The sequence below is a fragment of the Streptosporangium jomthongense genome, assembly GCF_042650425.1.
Taxonomy (GTDB): domain Bacteria; phylum Actinomycetota; class Actinomycetes; order Streptosporangiales; family Streptosporangiaceae; genus Streptosporangium.
In genome coordinates, this window is sequence record NZ_JBHSBC010000011.1 from 1 (window position 1) to 19,670 (window position 19,670).

Below are 19,670 nucleotides of genomic sequence, written 5' to 3' on the forward strand. Positions count from 1 at the left end.
AGGCGGCGCAAAGGGACACAACTACGGCACGTCCCAGAAGGCGATCTCGTGGCGCATGCCCTCGGTGAAGAACCGCGCCGCTCTGGCGGAGTCGGTGACGGCCTCGTCGATCATCGTGGCGACGCGCCCGGCGAGTTCGGCGAAGCCGGGGTCGGCGTAGGTGTCGATCCAGGGCCGGTAGCGGGACTCGGCGGGGGCCTCGGCGACCAGCGCCCGCCCGAGTGTCGAGTAGCCCCACATGCAGGGGTAGAGCGCGGCCAGCCCGTCGGCGTAGTCGGCGGCCGACTCCAGCAGGAACGCGGTGTAGGCCGAGCAGGCGGGCCCCTTCCGCACCCCGCCCAGGTCGGCGCCGAAGCCCGCCGACAACGAGCGGTGCAGGTCGAGCTCCTCGTGGAGGGTGGCGTGGGCCAGGTCGACCAGGACGCCCAGGTGGTCGTCGGGGGCCTGCCAGGCCAGCCGGGAGAAGACCCGCACGTAGTCGAGCAGGAACAGGTAGTCCTGTTCGAGCCATGACCGGAACACCGGCTCGGGCAGGTCTCCCCTGCCGATCCCCACCACCGTCGGATGGGCGAGCTGGACGTCCACGAGAGGGCGGCCGATGACGTGCAGTTCCTCGGAAACGCTCATAAGCCAAGCATTGTCCCAGATCACCCCACACCACCCGGTACGGCCCCGCGTCGGTGAACCGTACGCGACATAGGGTTTCGGGCATGACGACCATCGCTGAGGAGATCCTGCTGCTCGCCTACGACGAGGCGGAGGGCAGACTCCTGACCAGCTCGATCGAGCTCGACGCGGCCCTCGGGGGTTCCCTCCTGGCGGAACTGGCCGTCAACGGCCGCATCGACCTCGCGGACAAGAAGGTCACCGTCCTGGACCCCACGCCGCTCGGCGAGCGGGAACTCGACGCGGCGCTGGCCCTGATCGCCGCCGAGACCAGGCGGCGCAAGGCCGACTGGTGGGTGCGCAAGCTGTACTCCTCCGGGGTGCGCAAGCGGCTGCTGTCCGGACTGGCCGAGCGGGGCGTGCTCGACGAGCGGCGGCACAAGGTCCTGGGCCTCTTCCCCAGCACGCGCTACCCGGAGCGCGACCCACGGATCGAGCGGGAGATCAGGCAGCGGATCGGCGACGTGCTGACCGGGGCCGAGCCGGACGAGCGCTCCGCGGTGCTGATCGCCGTGTTGCACGCCGCGAAGATCGACCGCAAGGCGTTCCCCGGTGCGGACAAGGCGCGGATCAAGGAGATCACCGAAGGCCGTTGGGCCGCCGACGCGGTCGCCAGGAGCATCGCGGCCGTCAACGCCGCCGTGGTCGGCGCGGTCGTGGCGGCGAGTGTCGCCGCCACGACCGCCTCCGGGTGAGTCACTTGCCCAGGACGTCCTGAGGGACCGGCTTGTCCTCGGCGAGGGCCTTGAACATGCGCAGCGCCTTGGCCCGGTCCCACTGGACGACGGCCTGGCCGTTGATGGTCGGCAGGGAGCCGACGGGGACGACGGTCGTGATCGGGTTGTCGCCCATCGCCAGGCCGAGGGAGAGCAGGTCGAAGGTGCCGGTCTCCTCGCCGACCTCGACCGAGTCCGCGGCGCTGAGGGCGAGCGGGATGGAGGTGAAGGGGTTGAGCAGCACCCCGGGGCTGGCCGCCTTCTTCACCACGGCGGAGAAGAACTGGCGCTGACGCTGGGTCCGCTCGAAGTCGGGGATGGCGCCGGTCGCGCGGGTCCGGACGTAGCCGAGGGCGGTCCCCCCGTCCAGCACCTGGCGGCCCTTCTTCAGGTTGATCCCGGCCTTGTGGTCCTTGATGTCCTGCTTGACGTCGATCTCGACGCCGCCGATGGCGTCCACGATGCCGACGAAGCCTCCGAAACCGATCTCCATGTAGTGGTCGATCCGGATGCCGGTCACCTGCTCGACGGTCTTGGGCAGCAGTTTCTGGCCGCCCTCGAAGGCGTAGGCCGAGTTCAGCTTGCCCCGGCCGTGGCCGTCGATCGGCACGTAGGAGTCACGCGGAAGGCTGACCAGGGTCGGGCGGTCACCGGTGTCGGGGATGTGCAGGAGCATCATCGTGTCGGTCCTGCGCCCGACGGCCGAACCGGTGGCGAACTTCTTGCGCTGGGCCTTGGTCAGGCCCTGGCGGCTGTCGGAGCCGACCAGCAGCCAGTTGGTGCCGGGGGTGTCGGCGGGACGGCCCTCGTAGTCGCCGAGCGCGTCCACCCGCTTCAGCCGCGAGTTGATCGTGAAGTAGCCGCCGATCGCGACCACCAGAAGCACCACGAGCAACCCGACCAGGATCTGTACGGCCAGCCTGCCCGGCCGCTTCGGCCGCCACGACCGTCTGGGGGCGCCTCCCGAGCCCGAGGGCGGCTCGCCGGGGCCTCCTGAGGAGGGCTGCAGGGGCCTGACCTTGCCCGACCCCTGTCTGGGCTTGCCGTACACCCGGGAGGTGGCCCTTGGCTCCTCGCCGGGAACGTTCCTGGGGGAACCCTGCGCCGGATAGGCGGGCTGGCCCGCCGCTCGCGGCGACGCGGGACCCGGCGCCGGCGGCCGCAGGGCACGGGTGCGGTCGTCGTCCTCGGTCCAGTCGCCCACGTCGTATTCCCGCCACCTCTCGAAGTCACGATGAGACCGTCATTATCGACGCTACGTCGCGCTCCCGGCGCACGTAGGCGTGTGCCCAAGCTTTCGCTATGGATAAGTACATATAAGGGTGGTTATCAACCAACTATGGGATCGTCGGCCGATCTGGAAACATCGGCCCCCACGTGGATCGTTACCGTAGAGGACGACCGCTGCTCGAAAGGAAGATCGTGTCCACTTCGGACCCGTGGAGTACCTGCCCGTGCGAACGCACGGGAACCACTGACCCAGCCGGGGGAAGGACCCGGTGAACACGGTTCTCGGCCTGCTGGCCGTACTGCTCCTCACTCTCGCGACCGGTTACTTCGTCGCCCAGGAGTTCGCCTTCGTCGCCGCCGACCGGGGCGTTCTGCGTGAGCAGGCCGACGCCGGCGACGCCGCGGCCGAACGCGCGCTCACGGTGACGGGACGCCTGTCCTTCATGCTCTCCGGCGCGCAGCTCGGCATCACCGTGACCGCGCTGCTGGTCGGCTTCATCTCGGAACCGGCCATCGCGACCGTGTTGCGCCCCCCTCTCGAAGGGGCCGGGGTGCCCTCGGCCGCCGTGCCCGGCGTGGCGATCGCGCTGGCGGTCGCCGTGGCGACGATCATCCAGATGGTCTTCGGCGAACTCGCCCCGAAGAACCTCGGTATCGCCCGGCCCGAGCCTGTCGCCAAGTTCCTCGCCCGCTCGACGCTCGTCTACCTCAGGATCGCCGGTCCGGTGATCCGGCTGTTCGACTCCGCAGCGACCGGCCTGCTGCGCAAGGTCGGCGTCGAGCCGATCGAGGAGGTCGAGCACGGCGCCAGCCCGGAGGAGCTGTCACGGATCATCTCCGAGTCCGCGACCTCCGGCGCCCTGCCGCCGCGCCTTTCCGACCTGCTCGAACGGGCGCTGGAGTTCGGCGACCGCACCGCTGAGGACGTCATGGTGCCGCGGCCCAGGCTGGTGCTGCTGCGCGCCGAGCGCCCCATCTCCGACCTGCTCGACGCCGTCGCCGAACACGGCCACTCCCGCTACCCGGTGCTGCGCCACGACAACGGCGAGGAGGTCGCCGGGGTCACCGGCGTCAGGGAGCTGCTGAGGTCCCGCGTGACCGACGGCCCGATCGAGCTCGTCACCCGCCCGGCCCTGCTGGTCCCCGACTCGCTGCCGCTGCCGGTCGTGCTCGAACGCATGCGCGCCGCCATGGACGACCTGGCCTGCGTCATCGACGAGTACGGCGGGCTCGCGGGCGTCGTCACCGTCGAGGACCTCGCCGAGGAACTGGTCGGCGAACTGGTCGACGAGAACGACCCGGAGCCCGCGGGGGTCGTCGCCAACGACGACGGCACCTGGGACCTGCCCGGTACGCTCAGACTCGACGAGATCGAGCGCGCGACCAGGCTCTCGCTGCCCGAGAGCGACGACTACGACACCGTCGCGGGCCTGGTCCTGGCCACCCTTGGCAGGATGGCCGAGCCCGGCGACCGGGTCACCGTCACCCTGGCCCTGGAGAGCGACCCGCTCGACGACGACGGCGAGCAGGAGGCCGAGGCCACCCTCACCGTGCTCTCGGTCCACCGCAGGGTCCCCGAGTGGGTACGGCTGGCCTTCCCCGCTCCCGAGCGGGCCGACTTAGCCGAGGACTCCTCAGAAAGCGGGGAACACGCCTTGGCCGTACCCCGGCCCAACGAGCGCAGGCAGGCGGTGAACGGCCGATGAGCACCACCGGGGCCCTACTGCTCGGCGTCGCGCTGCTGATCGGCAACGCCTTCTTCGTGGCCGCCGAGTTCGCGGTCATCTCGGCCCGCAGGCACCGTCTTGAGGAGCTCGCGGGCAGGGGCGGCAGGATGACCCGCGTGGCCGCCCGCGCCGCCGTACGAGGGGGCAGGGAGCTGTCCCTGATGCTGGCCGGGGCGCAGCTGGGCATCACGCTGTGCTCCCTGGGCCTGGGCATGGTGACCGAGCCCGCCGTCGAGCACCTGCTCGAACCGGTCTTCGGGGCGATCGGCGTGCCCGAGTCGCTGCAGGTGCCCATCTCGCTGGTGATCGCGCTCGCGGTGATCACCTTCCTGCACATGGTGGTCGGCGAGATGGCTCCCAAGTCGTGGGCGCTGACCCACCCCGAGATCGCGGCGATCGGCCTGGCCCTGCCGTTCCGCGCCTTCACGCGGGTGGTCCGCCCGGTGCTGGCCGGGCTCAACGGCCTGACCAACGGGGTGCTCGGCCTGTTCGGCGTACGCCCGAGGGACGAGCTGGCCACCACCAGGACCCCGGTCCAGCTGGCGATGCTGGTCGGTGAGTCGGGCCGGATGGGCCTGCTCGACCGCGCCGAGCACGACCTGCTCACCCGGGCCCTGCGGGTGCACCAGCAGCCCATCGAACGGCTGGCGCTGCCCCTGGCACGGGTGGCGTGCGTCCCCGGGGACGCCACCGGCGAGCAGGTTCGCGAGGTCGCCGCGGAGAGCGGGCACCTGCGCCTGCTGGTGACCTCGGAACGGCCCGGCGAGGTCCTGGGCGTACTGCACGTCAGGGACGCCCTGGTCCGCCCTGAGGCCTCCCCTGCGGAGCTGGCCCGCCCGGTGCCGCTCCTCGGCCGGGACACCACGATCCCCGAGGCGGTCTCCGCCCTGCAGGAGGCCCACGCCCACGTGGGCCTGGTGACCGACGGGGAGAAGGTGGCCGGCATGGTCAGCCTCACCGACCTGCTCGGCGAGCTGCTGGACATGCGGGTGCTGGCCGCACGGTAGATCTTTGGAGCACTCGGGCCGGTGGGAGACGTCCTCCCACCGGCCCGTTTCTCTGTCAGCGTAATCAGCCTTGCCGTACGGACGCCTGCAAGCAGGTCGAAAGCGGCCAGAAAGGGCAGGGCGCTACATATTCGAGTGACCGGGACTTCTCCACGAGGAAGCGAACGACTAGTTTGATCACCGACCAGCCCGCAACCGCCACCCTTCGGACGGTCCCGATGCGCGACAGCGCCCCAGAGGCAACGAAAAGACCCCGGCGCTTTCGCGACCGGGGTCTTGATCGAGTGGGCGAGGAGGGATTTGAACCCTCACGTCCTTTCGGACACACGGACCTGAACCGTGCGCGTCTGCCGTTCCGCCACCCGCCCTTGTTGGGTGCGCTGAAACATTAGCACGGATCAGCCGATACCCACGAACCCGGATACGATCCTCCTAGACGCGAGCGGAGCAGCAGGGGCGCGAGAGAGCGAGGAACAGCCCCGGGCGGCCGTGACCTACATAGACGGAAGAAGGGAGGGACCCGGTGGGAGTCCTTCAGCGCTTCGAGCGGAGGCTCGAAGGTCTGGTTGAGGGGGCCTTTGCGCGGGCGTTCAAATCCGACCTTCAGCCGGTCGAGGTGGCCAGCGCGGTCCAGCGGGAGATGGACGAACGGGCGGCGATCGTCGCGCAGGGCAGGACCCTCGTGCCGAACGACTTCGTGGTCGAGCTGTCGACGACCGACAGCGAGCGCCTCGACGTCTACGCCGACAGCATCAGCCACGAACTGGCCAACCTCGCCAGGGAGTACGCCAAGGAACAGGGCTACTCCTTCGTCGGCCCCGTGCGGGTCCGGTTCGAGACGGCCGAGGACCTGGCCGTCGGCCTGTTCCGCATCCGCTCCGGGGTGATCCGCGGGGCGACGGTCGAGCAGGACGAGATCCGCCAGCCGGTGAGCGACGTACCTCCTGCCCGGCCCCACGCCTTCAACGGACGCCCCCGTCTGCTGGTCTCCACCCAGGACGACCCGCAGGGCCAGCGCTCCTTCGACCTGACGACCCCGGTGACCCTGCTCGGCAGAGGCACCGACTGCGATCTTCGGCTGGTCGACCCCGGGGTCTCCCGGCACCACGCCGAGCTCCGGGTCGAGGGGCCGCAGGTCGTGCTCGTCGATCTGGGCTCGACGAACGGCACCTTCGTCAACGGCCAGCCGGTGCGCCGGGTCGAGCTCCAGAACGGCACTCGCGTGACGCTGGGGCGGACGACTCTGGTTTTCCGGCGCGATTAAAGGTAAACAGACGGTTCATGTCCGAGCTCACGCTGCTACTGATCCGCCTCGCGTTCCTGGCGGTGCTGTGGTTCTTCGTGATCGCCGCGGTAGGTGTGATCCGGACAGACTTGTTCGGATCACGCGCCGGTGCGCCGATCCCCGCCCGCAAGGCCCCCAAGGCCGCCAAGCCCGTCGTCGCCAAGCCCAGGAAGGGGGAGCCCCGGCAGATGGTCGTCACCGGCGGCCCCCTGCAGGGCACGACCATCACCCTGTCGGAGACTCCGATCACCATCGGCAGGGCGACCGACGCCACCCTGGTGGTCAGCGACGACTACGCCTCCAGCCGGCACGCCCGGCTCTTCCCCCAGGACGGTCAGTGGATCGTGGAAGATCTCGGTTCTACCAACGGAACATACCTCGACCGCTCCAAAGTCACCCGTCCGACTCCGGTGCCGCTCGGTGTTCCGATCCGCATCGGTAAGACCGTCATCGAATTGCGCAAATGACCATCGCACTCCGTTACGCCGCCCGCTCGGACGTCGGCCTCCTGCGTGAAGGCAACGAGGACTCGGCGTACGCAAGCGGCCGACTGCTCGCCGTCGCCGACGGCATGGGCGGCCACGCGCACGGCGAGGTGGCCAGCTCGGTCGCCATCGCCGCGATGTCCTCCCTCGACGAGGACACCCAGGGTGTCGACCTGCTCGGCGCCATCGAGGCGGCGGTCAGGGACGCCAATCGCAGACTCCACCAGATGGTCGGCGGCGACCCCAGCCTCAAGGGCATGGGCACCACACTGACCGCCATGCTGTGGTCGGGCACGAGGGTGGCACTGGTCCACGTCGGCGACTCACGCGCCTATCTGCTGCGCTCCGGCGAGCTGTACCAGATCACCCACGACCACACTCTCGTGCAGTCACTGGTCGACGACGGCCGGATCACCCAGGAGGAGGCCGCCACCCATCCCCAGCGGTCGATCCTGCTGCGGGCGCTCGACGGCAGCGGCGAGGTCGAGCCCGACCTGTCCCTGCGCGAGGCCCAGATCGGCGACCGCTACCTGCTGTGCTCCGACGGCCTGTCCGGGGTGGTGAGCGCCGAGACGCTGCACCAGGCGCTGTCCACGATCGACGACCCCGAGGCTGCGGTCCGCGCGCTCATCGACCTGGCCAACCGGGGAGGTGGTCCCGACAACATCACCTGCGTGCTCGCCGACGTGCTCGACGTCGACGAGGGGACCGCCCTGCCCGTCGACGCGGCCGTCGTCGGTGCCGCCGGGTCCATCAGGCAGCCCTCCCCGTCGGACGCCCCCGCCGGCCACGTGGGCCACGCGGGCGTCGTCACCATGCCGCAGCCGGTCATCACCGACGACGAGTTCGACGAACCCGTCGCCAGGGCGGCGGCGCGGCCGGTCAGGCGCCGCCGCCTGTGGCCGCTTCTGGCCTCGGTGGGCGGCGTCGTCCTCGTCGGTGGCAGCCTAGGGTGGTATTTCGGGACACAATGGCTTGAAGATCAATATTTCGTGGGAGCTAAAGGTGACGAGATCGTGGTTTTCCAAGGCGTGAAAACCAACCTCGGCCCCTTCCAGCTCTTCGACGTCGCCCGGAGCACCACGGAGTCGATCTCAACCCTTGGCGCGTTCCAGCAGGGCCAGGTACGCGACGGCATCCCCGTCCCCAGCGTCGAGGCGGGCCTGAAGAAGATCGCGGAGCTGAAGTCCTCGACGCCCCCCCAGAAGCCCGAACCCACCCCGAAGGCGACCGGGAAGGACAAGCAGACCCCCCAGTCGAGCGGCACTCCCACCCCGGACCCGACAAAGTAGATATATGAGCACCCCAAGCGTCGAGCTCGTCCCCCTGCCCGCCAAACGGCGAGTGGCCCAGTTGGTGATGCTCGCCTTCGCGGTCGTGATCGTGATGGGCGCCTACGCCAACGTGGGCCTGGCCATCGACGGCCGGGTTCCCGCGGGCATGCTCACCTACGGCCTCGGCCTCGGCGGATTCATGCTGGCCGCCTACCTCGTGCTGGCGAAGTTCGCCCCCTGGGCCGACCCGCTGATCCTGCCGCTGGTGACCGTGGTCAACGGGCTCGGCCTGGTGATGATCTACCGCATGGAGCAGGCGAAGATGCCGGGGGCCTCGGCGACCAACCAGCTCGTGTGGACCGGCGTCGGCGTCGTGCTGTTCTCCGTGACGCTGATCGTGCTGCGCGACCACCGCGCGCTGCAGCGTCTGACCTATACCGCGGGAGCGGCGGGCCTGCTCCTGCTGGTCTCCCCGCTCATCCCGTTCCTCGGCAAGGAGATCAACGGCGCCCGCATCTGGATCGGCGTCGGCGGCGCCAGTCTCCAGCCCGCCGAGTTCGCCAAGCTCGCGCTGGTCATCTTCTTCGCCGGTTACCTCGTCGCCAAGCGCGACGTGCTGGCACTGGCCGGGCGACGGCTGCTGTTCATCGACCTGCCCCGTGCCCGCGACCTCGGCCCGGTCCTCATCACCTGGGGTTTCAGCCTGGCCGTACTGGTGATGCAGAAGGACCTCGGATCCTCGCTGCTGATCTTCGGCACGTTCATCGCGATGCTCTACATCGCGACCCAGCGCACCTCGTGGGTGCTGATCGGCATCCTGCTCTTCGTCGGCGGCGCGATCCTGGCCGGGATGCTCTTCAGCCACGTGCAGGACCGCTTCACCGTCTACCTGCACCCCTACGACCCCGCCCTGTACGACAAGCCCGGCGGCAGCTTCCAGCTCCTTCAGGGTCTGTTCGCGATGGGGCAGGGCGGCATCGTCGGCACCGGACTCGGCCAGGGGTACCCCTACAAGATCCCGCTGGCCTTCTCCGACTTCATCTTCCCCGCCACCGGCGAGGAACTCGGACTGACCGGCCTGATGGCGCTGCTGATGATCTACGCGTTGATCGTCGAACGCGGCCTGCGCACCTCGATCGTGGCCCGCGACCCGTTCTCCAAGCTGCTGGCCGGCGGTCTTTCGTTCATCCTGGCCTGGCAGGTCTTCATCATCGTCGGCGGTGTGACCAACCTGATCCCGCTGACCGGCCTGGTCACCCCCTTCATGTCCCAGGGTGGTTCGGCGCTGCTGGCTAACTGGATCCTTATCGCGTTGCTGGTACGCATGTCGGACAGTGCCAGGAAGCCCCCGCCCCAGGCCATCCAGGACGAAGGAATGACGCAGGTGTTCCAGCGATGAACGCTCCCCTCAAGCGCGTTGCCGTGGCCTGCCTGGTGATGTTCGGCCTGCTCATGCTCAACGTGAACTACCTGCAGGCCGTACGGGCCGACGGGCTGCGCTCCGACCCGCACAACGTCCGCAACTTCTACGCCCGTTACGAGGTCGAGCGGGGCCGGATCACCGCGGGCGACAAGGTGCTCGCCGAGTCCGTGGACACCGGCGACAACCAGTTCCGCTTCCAGCGGCGCTATCCCGGCGGCAAGATCTACGCGCCCATCACCGGGTTCTTCGCCCCGGAGAGCGAGCGCGACATGGAGGCCGCGGAGAACCCGCTGCTCAACGGCTCAAGCCCCGACCTGCTGATCCGGCGCGGCCTCGACCTGATCACGGGTGAGCGGACCAAGGGCGCCAACGTCGACCTGACGATCAACCCCAGGGCGCAGGAGGCGGCCTACCGGGCGCTGAGCGCCAGCGGCAAGAAGGGCGCCCTGGTCGCGATCGAGCCGAAGACGGGCGCGATCCTCGCCATGGTCTCGGTCCCCAGTTACGACCCCAACACGCTGGTCGGCCCGGACAAGGCCACGGTCAACAAGGCCTACAACAAGCTCGACAAGGACGAGGACAAGCCGCTGGTCGACCGGGCGATCGAGCGCAGCTACCCGCCGGGCTCGACCTTCAAGGTGGTCACCCTGGCGGCCTACCTGGACAGCGACGACAGCGTCGGCCCGCAGACGCAGGTGGACGCCCCGCAGGTGCTCGACCTGCCCAACACCAGTGCCGACCTGCCCAACTACGGCGGCGCCGCGTGCGGCTCTGGCCGGGTGACGCTGACCTTCGCCCTCGAACGCTCCTGCAACACCCCGTTCGCCAAGATCGCGATGAGCCTGGGCTACGACGCGATGAAGGAGCAGGCCGAGAAGTTCGGCATCGGCGGCGAGCCGCTGAAGATCCCGATGGACGTCGCGGGCAGCGGGATCGGCCCCGAGGAGGACCTGGCCGCGCTGGCCCAGACCTCGATCGGCCAGCGCAGCAACCAGATGACGCCGCTGCAGATGGCTCTGGTCGCGGCGGGCATCGCCAACGACGGCGTGGTCATGAAGCCGTACCTCGTCAACAAGATCGCCGACGCCGAGGGCGGCGAGATCGACTCGGCCGACCCCGACAAGCTGTCCACCGCGATGAGCGAGGAGAACGCGAACAAGCTGACGGAGATGATGGTCAGCGTCGTCAGCAACGGCACCGCCAACGCGGCGCAGATCCCCGGCGTTTCCGTCGCGGGCAAGACCGGCACCGCCGAGACCGTCAAGGGCAGGGCTCCGCACGCGTGGTTCATCTCCTTCGCCCCCGCCGAGGACCCCAAGGTCGCCCTGGCGCTCATCGTCGAGTCGGGCAGCGCCGGTGACGACGCCTCCGGTGGTCACACCGCCGCCCCGATCGCCAAGAGCGTGATGGAAGCGGTGCTGGGCAGATGACCGCCCTGCTCGGAGGCCGATACCGCCCGCTCGGGCGGATCGCTACGGGCGGCATGGGCGAGGTGTGGCGGGCGAAGGACGAACTTCTCGGCCGGGAGGTCGCGGTCAAGCTGCTGCGCAGCCACGTGGCCTCCGACTCGACCTTCCGTGACCGCTTCAGGATGGAGGCCAGGTTCGCGGCGCGGCTCGCCGACCCGGCCATCGCGCAGGTCTTCGACTACGGCGAGGCGGAGGACGTCGCCTACCTCGTCATGGAGCTGGTGCCCGGCGAGTCGCTGGCGAACATCCTGTCCCGCGACGGCGCCCTGGGGACCGAGGTCACCCTCGACGTGATCCACCAGACCGCCAAGGGGCTGCGGGCCGCGCACAACGCGGGCATCATCCACCGCGACATCAAGCCCGGCAACCTGCTCGTCACCGGGGCCGGGGTGATCAAGATCACCGACTTCGGCATCGCCAGGGCGCTTGAGGCCGCACCGGTGACCCTGACCGGCACGGTGCTCGGCACCGCCCAGTACCTCAGCCCGGAACAGGCCTCGGGCTCGCCGCTGACCTTCGCGACCGACATCTACTCGCTGGGCGTGGTGGCCTACGAGTGCCTGGCGGGCAGGCCGCCGTTCGTCGCGGACACCCAGGTGGCGGTCGCGCTCATGCACATCAACGCCACCCCTCCGCCGCTGCCGCTGAGCGTTCCGCTGGTGGTGCGCGACCTGGTGATGGCGTGTCTGGAGAAGGACCCGACGCTGCGCCCGGAGAGCGCCGGCGAACTGGTCCAGCGGGCGACGACGCTGCGCGGCGTCGTGACGGCCGGCGCGGTCTCCGACTCCTCCGACCTGGCCATGCTCACCGATCCGGCCGGGTGGCGTCCCGAGCCCGCGGGCGAGTGGCCGAGGGAGATCTCCGCAGCCCCGGTCACCCCGCCCCTGCCCGACGCGACGCCCGCGACCCCGCCGTCCCAGCCCGCCCAGCCGTCCTCTCCGGAGATCACCCGGGTCTCCCGGCGTCGTACGGCGCTGCGGCGCACGACGATGGTCGTCGCCGCGGTCGCGGGATGCGCCGCCGCCTTCGGGCTCGGCACCCTGGTGGTGAGGGACGCGACGGTTCCCGCGGGCCACACCGGCCCACCGGAACCGGTCATTCCGACGACCGCCTCGGTGACCAGGACCCCTGCCGTCAAGCCACGCAAAACGAAGCCCGCGTGGACGAGACCGCCGGTGGCTCCGACAAAGTCGGTCAGGACTACGCCCACGCCTTCGGCTACGGTAAGCACATCGGCCTCTCCGAGCGTCCGGCCGACGACGTCACCATCGCCCAGCCCCAGTCCGTCCACCCCGACCCCGACGCCCACCACGAGCCCGCCGGCGACTCCCAGCCCCACCCCGAGCAGTAGCCCCACAACCGGCGAAACGAATGAGCCGACCGGGGAGACGTGATGTGGCAACAGGTCGAAGATGGACACCGGTGGCCCAAGAGGCCAGCGGCACCCAAGATGAACGGTAAGGGACAGTGCAGGAAATGACTCAGCCCCGACGCCTCGGCGATCGCTACGAGCTTGACGGCGTCGTCGGGCGTGGCGGCATGGCCGAGGTCTACCGCGCACGAGACATCCGGCTGGATCGGATCGTCGCCATCAAGACCCTTCGCGCGGACCTGGCCAGGGATCACATCTTCCAGGCCCGTTTCCGCCGCGAGGCGCAGTCCGCCGCGTCACTGAACCACCCGTCCATCGTCGCGGTCTACGACACGGGTGAGGACGTGACGGACGGCGCGCCGGTGCCGTACATCGTGATGGAGTACGTCGACGGTCGCACGCTGCGCGACCTGCTGCGCGCCGACCGGCGGTTGATGCCGGAGCGCGCGGCCGAGCTGGTCGACGGCATCCTGCGGGCGCTCGACTACAGCCACCGTGGCGGGATCGTCCACCGGGACATCAAGCCGGCGAACATCATGATCACCCGCAACGGCGACGTCAAGGTCATGGACTTCGGCATCGCCCGCGCGATGGCCGACTCGGCCGCGACCATGACGCAGACCGCGCAGGTCATCGGAACCGCCCAGTACCTGTCGCCGGAGCAGGCCCGTGGTGAGCGGGTCGACGCGCGCAGCGACCTGTACTCGACCGGCTGCGTGCTGTACGAACTGCTGACCGGGCAGCCGCCCTTCACCGGTGACTCCCCCGTCGCGATCGCCTACCAGCACGTGCGCGAGGACCCGATCCCGCCCTCGCAGATCGACCCCGAAATCCCCGCGTGGGCCGACGCCATCGTGCTGAAGTCGATGGCCAAGGACCCGGCGCAGCGCTACCAGAGCGCGGCGGAGATGCGGGCCGACATCCAGCGGGCCATGTCGGGCATGCCGACCGACGCCCAGACGACGGCCATGGCCGCAGGCGGCTACGGTGGGGCCACCCGCACCATGCAGCAGCAGGCCCCGATGCCCGAGGGCCCCTCGACCCAGCGCACCACCGCGGTCCCCCCCTACGAGTACGGCCAGCAGGACGGCGGCAGGCCGGAGCGCGGCCGTCGCCGCCAGCAGAGCGGCAACACCGCGGTCAAGACGGCGGCGTGGATCCTGGTCCCGTTGTTGATCATCGGTGCCTTCATCGGCGTCGGCTACATGTTCCTGAGCGCGCCGGGCGGCAACACCGCGGCGACGAAGGTGAAGATCCCCGAGCTGGCCACACAGACCGTCGCCGCGGCGAAGAAGACGCTGACCGACCTCGGGCTGCAGGTGAAGATCGAGGAGACCTTCGACGACAAGCTGCCGAAGGACACGGTCATCGACACCGACCCGGCCGCGACCACCGAGGTCGACAAGAACACCGTGGTCACCCTGAAGGTCTCCAAGGGCATCGAGAAGGTCGAGGTGCCCGACGTGCTCAACATGACCGTCGAGGAGGCGACCTCGGCCCTTGAGAACAAGGGCTTCAAGGTCAGCGTGCAGAGCAAGGTGTCCAGCCGCCCGCAGGGCAAGGTGTTCCAGTCCGACCCCGCGGCCGGTGAGAAGGCGGCCAAGGAGAGCACGGTCCGGATCTACGTGCCCAAGGAGGCCGTCGAGGTGCCGGGCGTGGCCAACCTCACGGTCGAGGACGCCACCCGGATGCTCAAGGACGCGGGCTTCAAGACCAAGGTGGTCGAGCAGCCGAGCGACCTGCCGGAGGGCACCGTCCTCAGCCAGGCTCCCCAGGCGGGCACCAAGCTGAACCCCGGCACCACGATCACGCTGCTCGTCTCCAGCGGGCAGCCCCCGCAGCCGACCGAGCAGCCGACCACCGACTATCCCGAAGAGCAGCCCACCGACGACCAGCAGCCGGACCCTGAGCCGACGGAGACCGACGACGGCTCGATCTTCGACAACTCCGGCGACGGAGACCTGAGCTGAGCCTCTGACCTGGGTTTTCCCTGAGGACCTCCGCCGTCTGGCGGGGGTCCTCGTTCGTTCCCGACTCCGGAAGGCGTTCCCGGCTCCGGAAACCGTTGGCGTCTCCGGTCTCAGGAAAGGAGAAGAGCCCTTCCGCCACTCGGGGGCGATGGCGGAAGGGCTCACTGGTTAGTCGTTCAGGGCATCGTGAGCGTTACACGGGTTCGCCGGAGTTTTCTCCGGCCTTTCCTCGGCCCTCGTACGGCCCCTCGCATGGCAGGTCCGTGCCGTACGGCTCAGCGGTCCGGGAGGGCGGGGTCGAGGAGCAGGCGGGGTTCGACCCAGGGGAAGACGACGAACCACAGCAGGGCGGCCGTCGCCGCCACGAGCACCACGAGGGTGAGCGCCCTGACCGCGAGGGGGCCGGGAAGCGAACGCCAGAGCCTGCCGTACATGTCGGTCGTCCTATCCCCGGCGGTCCTCGCGCCGGACGAGTTCGCCGGAGACGATGAGCCGCTGGGCGGCGGAGTACTCCGGGTGGCAGGTGGACAGCGTGATCACGGCCTTGGTCGGTCTGCGGCCCGGCACGCCGGGGACGGGGGCGATGACGTCCACCTGTCCCGGGTCGACGACGCGCTCGCCGGTGACCCGGTAGGTGTAGCCGGCCTGCCGGGTCTCCACCACGATCTCGTCACCCCGGCGCAGTTCCCCGAGCCTGTTGAACGGCGCCGCATAAGTGGTTCGATGCCCAGAAAGCACGAAATTTCCTACTTCGCCGGGTAGGGCGGTGCCCGGGTAGTGCCCCGGCCCCGTCCGCAGCTGGTCCCAGCCGACGCCCTCGACGACGGCGTACTCGTAGTCCGCGCCGAACCGGGGAATCCTGAGCAGCGCCAGCGCGTCCCCCTTCCTGAACCAGGCGGGCAGCCGCTCCTGGACGGGGCTGACCCCGGTCGCGGGCGAGACCGCAGACGGGGCCCCGGGCAGGGCCGTGAGCGCGGGAAGGCCGGCGCGGAAGCCCTCGCGCAGTTCCGCCTGCCGCCGCGCCGTGTAGGACCCCGTCCCCCACAGCAGGTACGCGCAGAAGAACAACACGACCACCCCGGCGGTCATGCTCACTTCTCCGGAAACCCGCAGTATGGCTCTCACGGGCTCACGGTAATGACGGCGAATCCATCACAACCGGAGGAAATCACGGCGTTGAACCAAGGTTTGCGCGGTTATGGCACGCTATGGGATCGCCATGACATGGGTGTCCCGACTATTCTTACTCGGGTCTTCGCCACCAGCGACTACGCTAGTTGACACGGCCTGCGCATGATCCGACCGCGCAGGGTTGACGCAGGAGAGCCTCAGTGCCCAAGCCCAAGACCCGTAAGAAGGCGGTTTACACGCCTCCGCAGACCTCCCAGCAGGTCAAGATGAGCCCGCGCTGGTTGGCGCCGGTCATGGTGGCCTCCTGGATCATCGGGGTCCTGTGGATCGCCGTCTACTACGTCGCGCCCCGCGCGCCCGGCATCATCCTCCTGCAGAACTGGAACCTGCTGATCGGGTTCGCCTTCATCATCTTCGGTGTGGTTCTCTCCACCCGCTGGCGTTAGTTTTTTCCACAGCGTTTATCCACACCCTGGGGAAGCATCAGGGTGTGGATCGAGCGATCAGCCGGGGAAACCGAGCTGCAGCTGGTAGATGTACGGCGGCAGCGTCATGACCACCGCGGCCAGCGCGAGGAGCACCACGGCGCACCCGCCCCACTGGACCACGTTCCGGTTGCGCTGCGGGGCGTAGGCGAGGATGACGCCGACCACGGTGCCGGTGATCAGACCGCCCAGGTGCCCCTGCCAGCTGATGCCGGGGACCGCGAAGGTGATCACCGCGTTGGCGACGATCAGCAGGAGCACACCGCGGGCGTTGTAGCCCAGCCGCCTGGAGACCACGAACAGCGCGCCGAACATGCCGTAGATCGCACCGGAGGCGCCGACCGCGGCGATGCCGAACAGGTAGACGGCCACCGCCCCGCCGAGCGCGGACAGCAGATAGAGCGCCAGGAAGCGCAGTGAGCCGAGGCGCCGTTCGAGCTCGGGACCGATGACGTAGAGCGCCCACATGTTGAAGAGGATGTGGGTGATCGCGAACGAGCCGTTGGCCAGGGGCGCGTGCAGGAACGCCCCGGTGAGCAGGCGCCACCACTCTCCGTGGTAGACGGCGCCCGCGTCCATCTGGAAGCCGTAGATCACCGGGCCGGGGGCGAGGGTCTCGGCGACGTAGGCCAGGACGTTGAGGACGAGCAGTGTCCAGGTGGCCCTGGGGGTCGTGACCGCCCTGCCGCCGAAGGCCGTCTGCGCCTGCCGTACGGTCTTGTTGCCTTCCGCGACGCACTCGGGGCACTGGAAGCCGACCGAGGCCTCGCGCATGCAGTCGGGGCAGATGGACCGGTCACAGCGCTGGCAGCGGACGTAGGTCTCGCGGCCCGGGTGCCGGTAACACGTGGGAACGGCTGCCGTCTCCGGCTCGCTGGGTGGTGGCGGTGTGGTCATGGCGTCTCGATGGCCCCTTCGACCGTGCTGTCATCCACAGACTGCCAGCCTATTCATGATCCTGAGCACACGCACCAGGGAAAAGTCCCCTGTAAGGCCACAGCGGCCTCCCCGGTCACGGTCGTCACAGTGAGAACCGGTCCGGGGAGGCCGCCAGGAGCCTCAGCCCTGGACGCGGTCGATGGTGACCGACTCCAGGACGACCGGCTCGACGGGCCGGTCGCGGCCGTCGGTCTTGGTCTTGGCGATGGCGTCCACGACGTCCTTGCCCTCGACGACCTCACCGAAGATGGTGTGCCTGCCGTTCAGGTGCGACGTGGGGACCACGGTGATGAAGAACTGCGAGCCGTTGGTGCCACGGCCTGCGACGATGCCTGCGTTCGCCATGGCGAACAGGTAGGGACGGTTGAAGTACAGGTCCGGGTGGATCTCGTCGTCGAACTTGTAACCCGGGCCGCCGATGCCCTCACCCAGCGGGTCACCGCCCTGGATCATGAAACCATCGATGACCCGGTGGAAGATCGTGCCGTCGTAGAGCTTGGTGTTCTGCTGCTTCTCCCCCGTCTCCGGATGCACCCACTCGCGGGTGCCCTCCGCCAGCTCGACGAAGTTACGCACCGTCTTGGGCGCGTGGTTCGGGAAGAGCTGGATCTTCACCGTGCCGCGATTGGTCTTCAGGGTCGCGATCAGATTCTCAGCCACGATCGGGCTCCCCCTTCATGTCGGTGGTCAGGACCTCTGCGATATGCAGTTTCATGGCGTTCAGGTGATCTATCAGTGGCCTCGGCGACAGCCGATCCACTCAGCATCCTCCCACGACCAGCGATGATTGATCCGCCTTCGAGCGGGAAGGGGACGCAACGGGGCCCAGACAACTGGGGAGGTTAACGTGCCTCTTACACTTTTTGGAAAGCGTCATACGATCGTGATTCCGGACAGTCGGCTGCATCAGATGAAGGCTCAGGTCAACCGTGTCGGCGACCTCGCATCCGAGAAGGTCGGTCCGATGGCCAGCCAGGCCCGGGACGCCGCCGGTCACGCTCGCGACGCGGCCGCCTACGCGCGTGGCAGCGCCGGTGACAAGATCTACGTGGCCAGGGAGTGGGCGGCGCCGAAGTTGGACGCCGCGGCCCACTCGTTCGAGGAACAGATAGCGCCCAAGGTCAGCGCCCTGCTGTCCCAGGCGGCGAGCAGGGTCGATCCCCGGCCACCTGTCAGGTCCAGGAAGTGGCCGATGCTCCTGCTGTTCACCGGCCTCGCGGTCGGCGCGGTCGGTTTCGCGCTGTATCGCAAGAACTCCGAACAGTGGACCGACGCGATGAAGGAGAACGCCGCCGGAGCCTCCCGGTGGGCGACGGACAAGGCCCGTGCGACCTCGGAGAAGGTCTCCGACCTGACGGACGAGGCCGCCTCGAAGGTCGAGGCGAAGGCGGGCAAGCTTGGCGACAAGGCCGAGCGCAAGGCGGACCAGGCGTCCAGGAAACTGTCCTGACCCGTTGCATGAGGGTGGCCCGCGCCGACCTGGCGCGGGCCGTCCTCATGTCAGGGGTCTCACAGGTCGGCGACGTAGGCCGTCGCGCCGCGTGAGACCTCGAACCCGGCCCGAAGGTAGACACCGGGCGCTCCGGTCGCGTTTCCGGTGTCCACGGAGAGGGCGGCCTTGCCGTACCCCTCGGAGCGGAAGTGGGCCAGGGCGTGGGCGAGCAGCGCGCCGGCCACCCCTCTGCCCCGCCAGTCCTCCAGGGTCGCGACGGTCTGGACCCAGGCCTCGCGGACTCCGGTGACCTCGGTGTCGGCCGCGTAGTAGAAGGTGAGCAGTATCCCGACGCTCCTGCCCGACTCCTCCTGGACGACGAAGGAGTCCTTTCCGCTGAACGCCTCCAGCCCGATGAGCTTCTCGCGCCAACTCTCCGCCGTGTGCGGGGTGCTGCCCCAGTGGTCGGCGAAGGCCGCGTTGCGCACCTCGCGGGCGGCCTCCTCAAGATCGTCACCATAGGGGACGATCTTCAGCCCTTCCGGCAGGTGGCTCTCCGACAGAGGAGCGGCCAGGTCACGGGTCATCACGTGGAACGTCCGGACCGGCAGCATGCCCGCCGCCCGCGCCACGGCTCCGGCCCCCTCGTTGCCGTCGTGCACGTAGACGTGCAGCGAGAGCGGCCTGCCCGGGAAGAGCCCCTCGTGGACCCTGCGGCCCACCTGGAGAGTCCAGTTCATCAGCCTCCCGCCGAGGCCACGGCGCCGGTAGGCCGGGTGCACCGCGCCCCACGTCCGCATGATGTGGCCGGGCTCGGCGACGGACCCGGCGTAGACGACGCCGAAGGCCACCAGTCTGTCGCCGTCCCACACTCCACAGGTGCCCTCGGCGGGATCGGCCAGGGCGAGATCCTGCAGAAGGTCACTCCGGCTGTAGTTGTCCCCGGTTCTGTCTTCGGCCTCGACCGCCGTGAGCAGTTCCGCCCACCGGTCCACGTCGTCGCCGGTCAGCGGGGTCCACGTGAAGGTCATGCCGGGGAGCATACGATCGCCCCATTTC

Annotated in this window: 19 protein-coding genes and 1 tRNA gene; 12 read left to right on the forward strand and 8 right to left on the reverse strand. The window is 69.2% G+C overall.

Annotated features, from left to right (window positions below; translation table 11 throughout):
- Nucleotides 1–21: 21 nt before the first annotated feature.
- Entirely contained in the window at nt 22–627 is a 606-nt protein-coding gene (locus ACFOYY_RS11390) for a TenA family protein (protein ID WP_352014920.1), read from the reverse strand.
- Nucleotides 628–710: 83 nt separating this feature from the next.
- Between ACFOYY_RS11390 and ACFOYY_RS11395 the strand changes: the two genes are divergently transcribed.
- Nucleotides 711–1,361: a GOLPH3/VPS74 family protein gene (locus ACFOYY_RS11395; protein ID WP_386189729.1), complete on the forward strand. Its 651-nt coding sequence runs from the start codon at nt 711–713 to the stop codon at nt 1,359–1,361.
- A 1-nt stretch (nt 1,362) separates the two neighbouring features.
- Here ACFOYY_RS11395 and ACFOYY_RS11400 read toward each other — a convergent pair whose 3' ends face one another.
- Nucleotides 1,363–2,586: an LCP family protein gene (locus ACFOYY_RS11400; protein WP_362911060.1), complete on the reverse strand. Its 1,224-nt coding sequence runs from the start codon at nt 2,584–2,586 to the stop codon at nt 1,363–1,365.
- Between the two features lie 295 nt (nt 2,587–2,881).
- Here ACFOYY_RS11400 and ACFOYY_RS11405 point away from each other — a divergent pair, with 295 nt between their 5' ends.
- Both ACFOYY_RS11405 and ACFOYY_RS11410 read left to right on the forward strand, forming a co-directional pair.
- The gene (locus ACFOYY_RS11405; protein WP_362911059.1) at nt 2,882–4,318 is read left to right on the forward strand and encodes a hemolysin family protein; all 1,437 of its coding nucleotides are present in this window, start codon (nt 2,882–2,884) and stop codon (nt 4,316–4,318) included.
- The gene (locus ACFOYY_RS11410) at nt 4,315–5,346 is read left to right on the forward strand and encodes a hemolysin family protein (protein ID WP_352013501.1); all 1,032 of its coding nucleotides are present in this window, start codon (nt 4,315–4,317) and stop codon (nt 5,344–5,346) included. Before ACFOYY_RS11405 ends, ACFOYY_RS11410 begins: the two co-directional genes overlap by 4 nt.
- A gap of 285 nt (nt 5,347–5,631) precedes the next feature.
- On the opposite strand, the gene ACFOYY_RS11415 is transcribed toward ACFOYY_RS11410, so the two are convergent.
- Nucleotides 5,632–5,714: transfer RNA gene (locus ACFOYY_RS11415), tRNA-Leu, on the reverse strand.
- A 155-nt stretch (nt 5,715–5,869) separates the two neighbouring features.
- Here ACFOYY_RS11415 and ACFOYY_RS11420 point away from each other — a divergent pair.
- The 7 genes from ACFOYY_RS11420 (at nt 5,870) to pknB (ending at nt 14,624) form a co-directional block, all read left to right on the forward strand.
- Nucleotides 5,870–6,610 (forward strand): DUF3662 and FHA domain-containing protein, encoded by a 741-nt coding sequence (locus ACFOYY_RS11420; protein ID WP_352013502.1) that lies wholly within the window; start codon nt 5,870–5,872, stop codon nt 6,608–6,610.
- Nucleotides 6,611–6,627: 17 nt separating this feature from the next.
- Nucleotides 6,628–7,098 carry an FHA domain-containing protein FhaB/FipA gene (locus ACFOYY_RS11425; RefSeq protein ID WP_352013503.1) on the forward strand — a complete coding sequence of 157 codons (471 nt, stop codon included), beginning with the start codon at nt 6,628–6,630 and terminating at the stop codon, nt 7,096–7,098.
- Nucleotides 7,095–8,408 carry a Stp1/IreP family PP2C-type Ser/Thr phosphatase gene (locus tag ACFOYY_RS11430; RefSeq protein ID WP_362911057.1) on the forward strand — a complete coding sequence of 438 codons (1,314 nt, stop codon included), beginning with the start codon at nt 7,095–7,097 and terminating at the stop codon, nt 8,406–8,408. Before ACFOYY_RS11425 ends, ACFOYY_RS11430 begins: the two co-directional genes overlap by 4 nt.
- 4 nt (nt 8,409–8,412) lie before the next feature.
- Nucleotides 8,413–9,789 carry an FtsW/RodA/SpoVE family cell cycle protein gene (locus tag ACFOYY_RS11435; RefSeq protein ID WP_362783788.1) on the forward strand — a complete coding sequence of 459 codons (1,377 nt, stop codon included), beginning with the start codon at nt 8,413–8,415 and terminating at the stop codon, nt 9,787–9,789.
- On the forward strand, nt 9,786–11,243 hold the full coding sequence (locus tag ACFOYY_RS11440) for a peptidoglycan D,D-transpeptidase FtsI family protein (RefSeq protein ID WP_362911056.1): 1,458 nt from the start codon (nt 9,786–9,788) through the stop codon (nt 11,241–11,243). Before ACFOYY_RS11435 ends, ACFOYY_RS11440 begins: the two co-directional genes overlap by 4 nt.
- Complete coding sequence (locus ACFOYY_RS11445) at nt 11,240–12,676, forward strand: serine/threonine-protein kinase (RefSeq protein WP_362783782.1); 1,437 nt, start codon at nt 11,240–11,242, stop codon at nt 12,674–12,676. Before ACFOYY_RS11440 ends, ACFOYY_RS11445 begins: the two co-directional genes overlap by 4 nt.
- Nucleotides 12,677–12,758: 82 nt before the next feature.
- Nucleotides 12,759–14,624 (forward strand): Stk1 family PASTA domain-containing Ser/Thr kinase, encoded by a 1,866-nt coding sequence (pknB, locus tag ACFOYY_RS11450; protein WP_352013508.1) that lies wholly within the window; start codon nt 12,759–12,761, stop codon nt 14,622–14,624.
- 275 nt (nt 14,625–14,899) lie between these two features.
- On the opposite strand, the gene ACFOYY_RS11455 is transcribed toward pknB, so the two are convergent.
- Both ACFOYY_RS11455 and ACFOYY_RS11460 read right to left on the reverse strand, forming a co-directional pair.
- A complete protein-coding gene (locus ACFOYY_RS11455) occupies nt 14,900–15,058 on the reverse strand; it encodes a hypothetical protein (RefSeq protein ID WP_386189732.1) in 159 nt (52 codons plus the stop codon).
- A 10-nt stretch (nt 15,059–15,068) separates the two neighbouring features.
- The gene (locus ACFOYY_RS11460; RefSeq protein WP_386189733.1) at nt 15,069–15,749 is read right to left on the reverse strand and encodes a class E sortase; all 681 of its coding nucleotides are present in this window, start codon (nt 15,747–15,749) and stop codon (nt 15,069–15,071) included.
- A 206-nt stretch (nt 15,750–15,955) separates the two neighbouring features.
- Between ACFOYY_RS11460 and ACFOYY_RS11465 the strand changes: the two genes are divergently transcribed.
- Complete coding sequence (locus ACFOYY_RS11465) at nt 15,956–16,201, forward strand: cell division protein CrgA (protein ID WP_352013511.1); 246 nt, start codon at nt 15,956–15,958, stop codon at nt 16,199–16,201.
- 57 nt (nt 16,202–16,258) lie between these two features.
- Here the strand turns inward: ACFOYY_RS11465 and ACFOYY_RS11470 are convergent, their stop codons facing one another.
- Together ACFOYY_RS11470 and ACFOYY_RS11475 are read right to left on the reverse strand one after the other, a co-directional pair.
- A complete protein-coding gene (locus ACFOYY_RS11470) occupies nt 16,259–17,137 on the reverse strand; it encodes a rhomboid family intramembrane serine protease (protein ID WP_352013512.1) in 879 nt (292 codons plus the stop codon).
- A gap of 162 nt (nt 17,138–17,299) precedes the next feature.
- Nucleotides 17,300–17,839, reverse strand: a complete 540-nt coding sequence (locus ACFOYY_RS11475; RefSeq protein WP_362911052.1) for a peptidylprolyl isomerase — start codon at nt 17,837–17,839, stop codon at nt 17,300–17,302.
- 250 nt (nt 17,840–18,089) lie between these two features.
- On the opposite strand from ACFOYY_RS11475, the gene ACFOYY_RS11480 reads away from it, so the two are divergent.
- On the forward strand, nt 18,090–18,629 hold the full coding sequence (locus tag ACFOYY_RS11480; RefSeq protein WP_386189734.1) for a hypothetical protein: 540 nt from the start codon (nt 18,090–18,092) through the stop codon (nt 18,627–18,629).
- Nucleotides 18,630–18,688: 59 nt separating this feature from the next.
- Here the strand turns inward: ACFOYY_RS11480 and ACFOYY_RS11485 are convergent, their stop codons facing one another.
- Nucleotides 18,689–19,642 (reverse strand): GNAT family N-acetyltransferase, encoded by a 954-nt coding sequence (locus ACFOYY_RS11485; protein WP_386189735.1) that lies wholly within the window; start codon nt 19,640–19,642, stop codon nt 18,689–18,691.
- Nucleotides 19,643–19,670 lie beyond the last annotated feature (28 nt).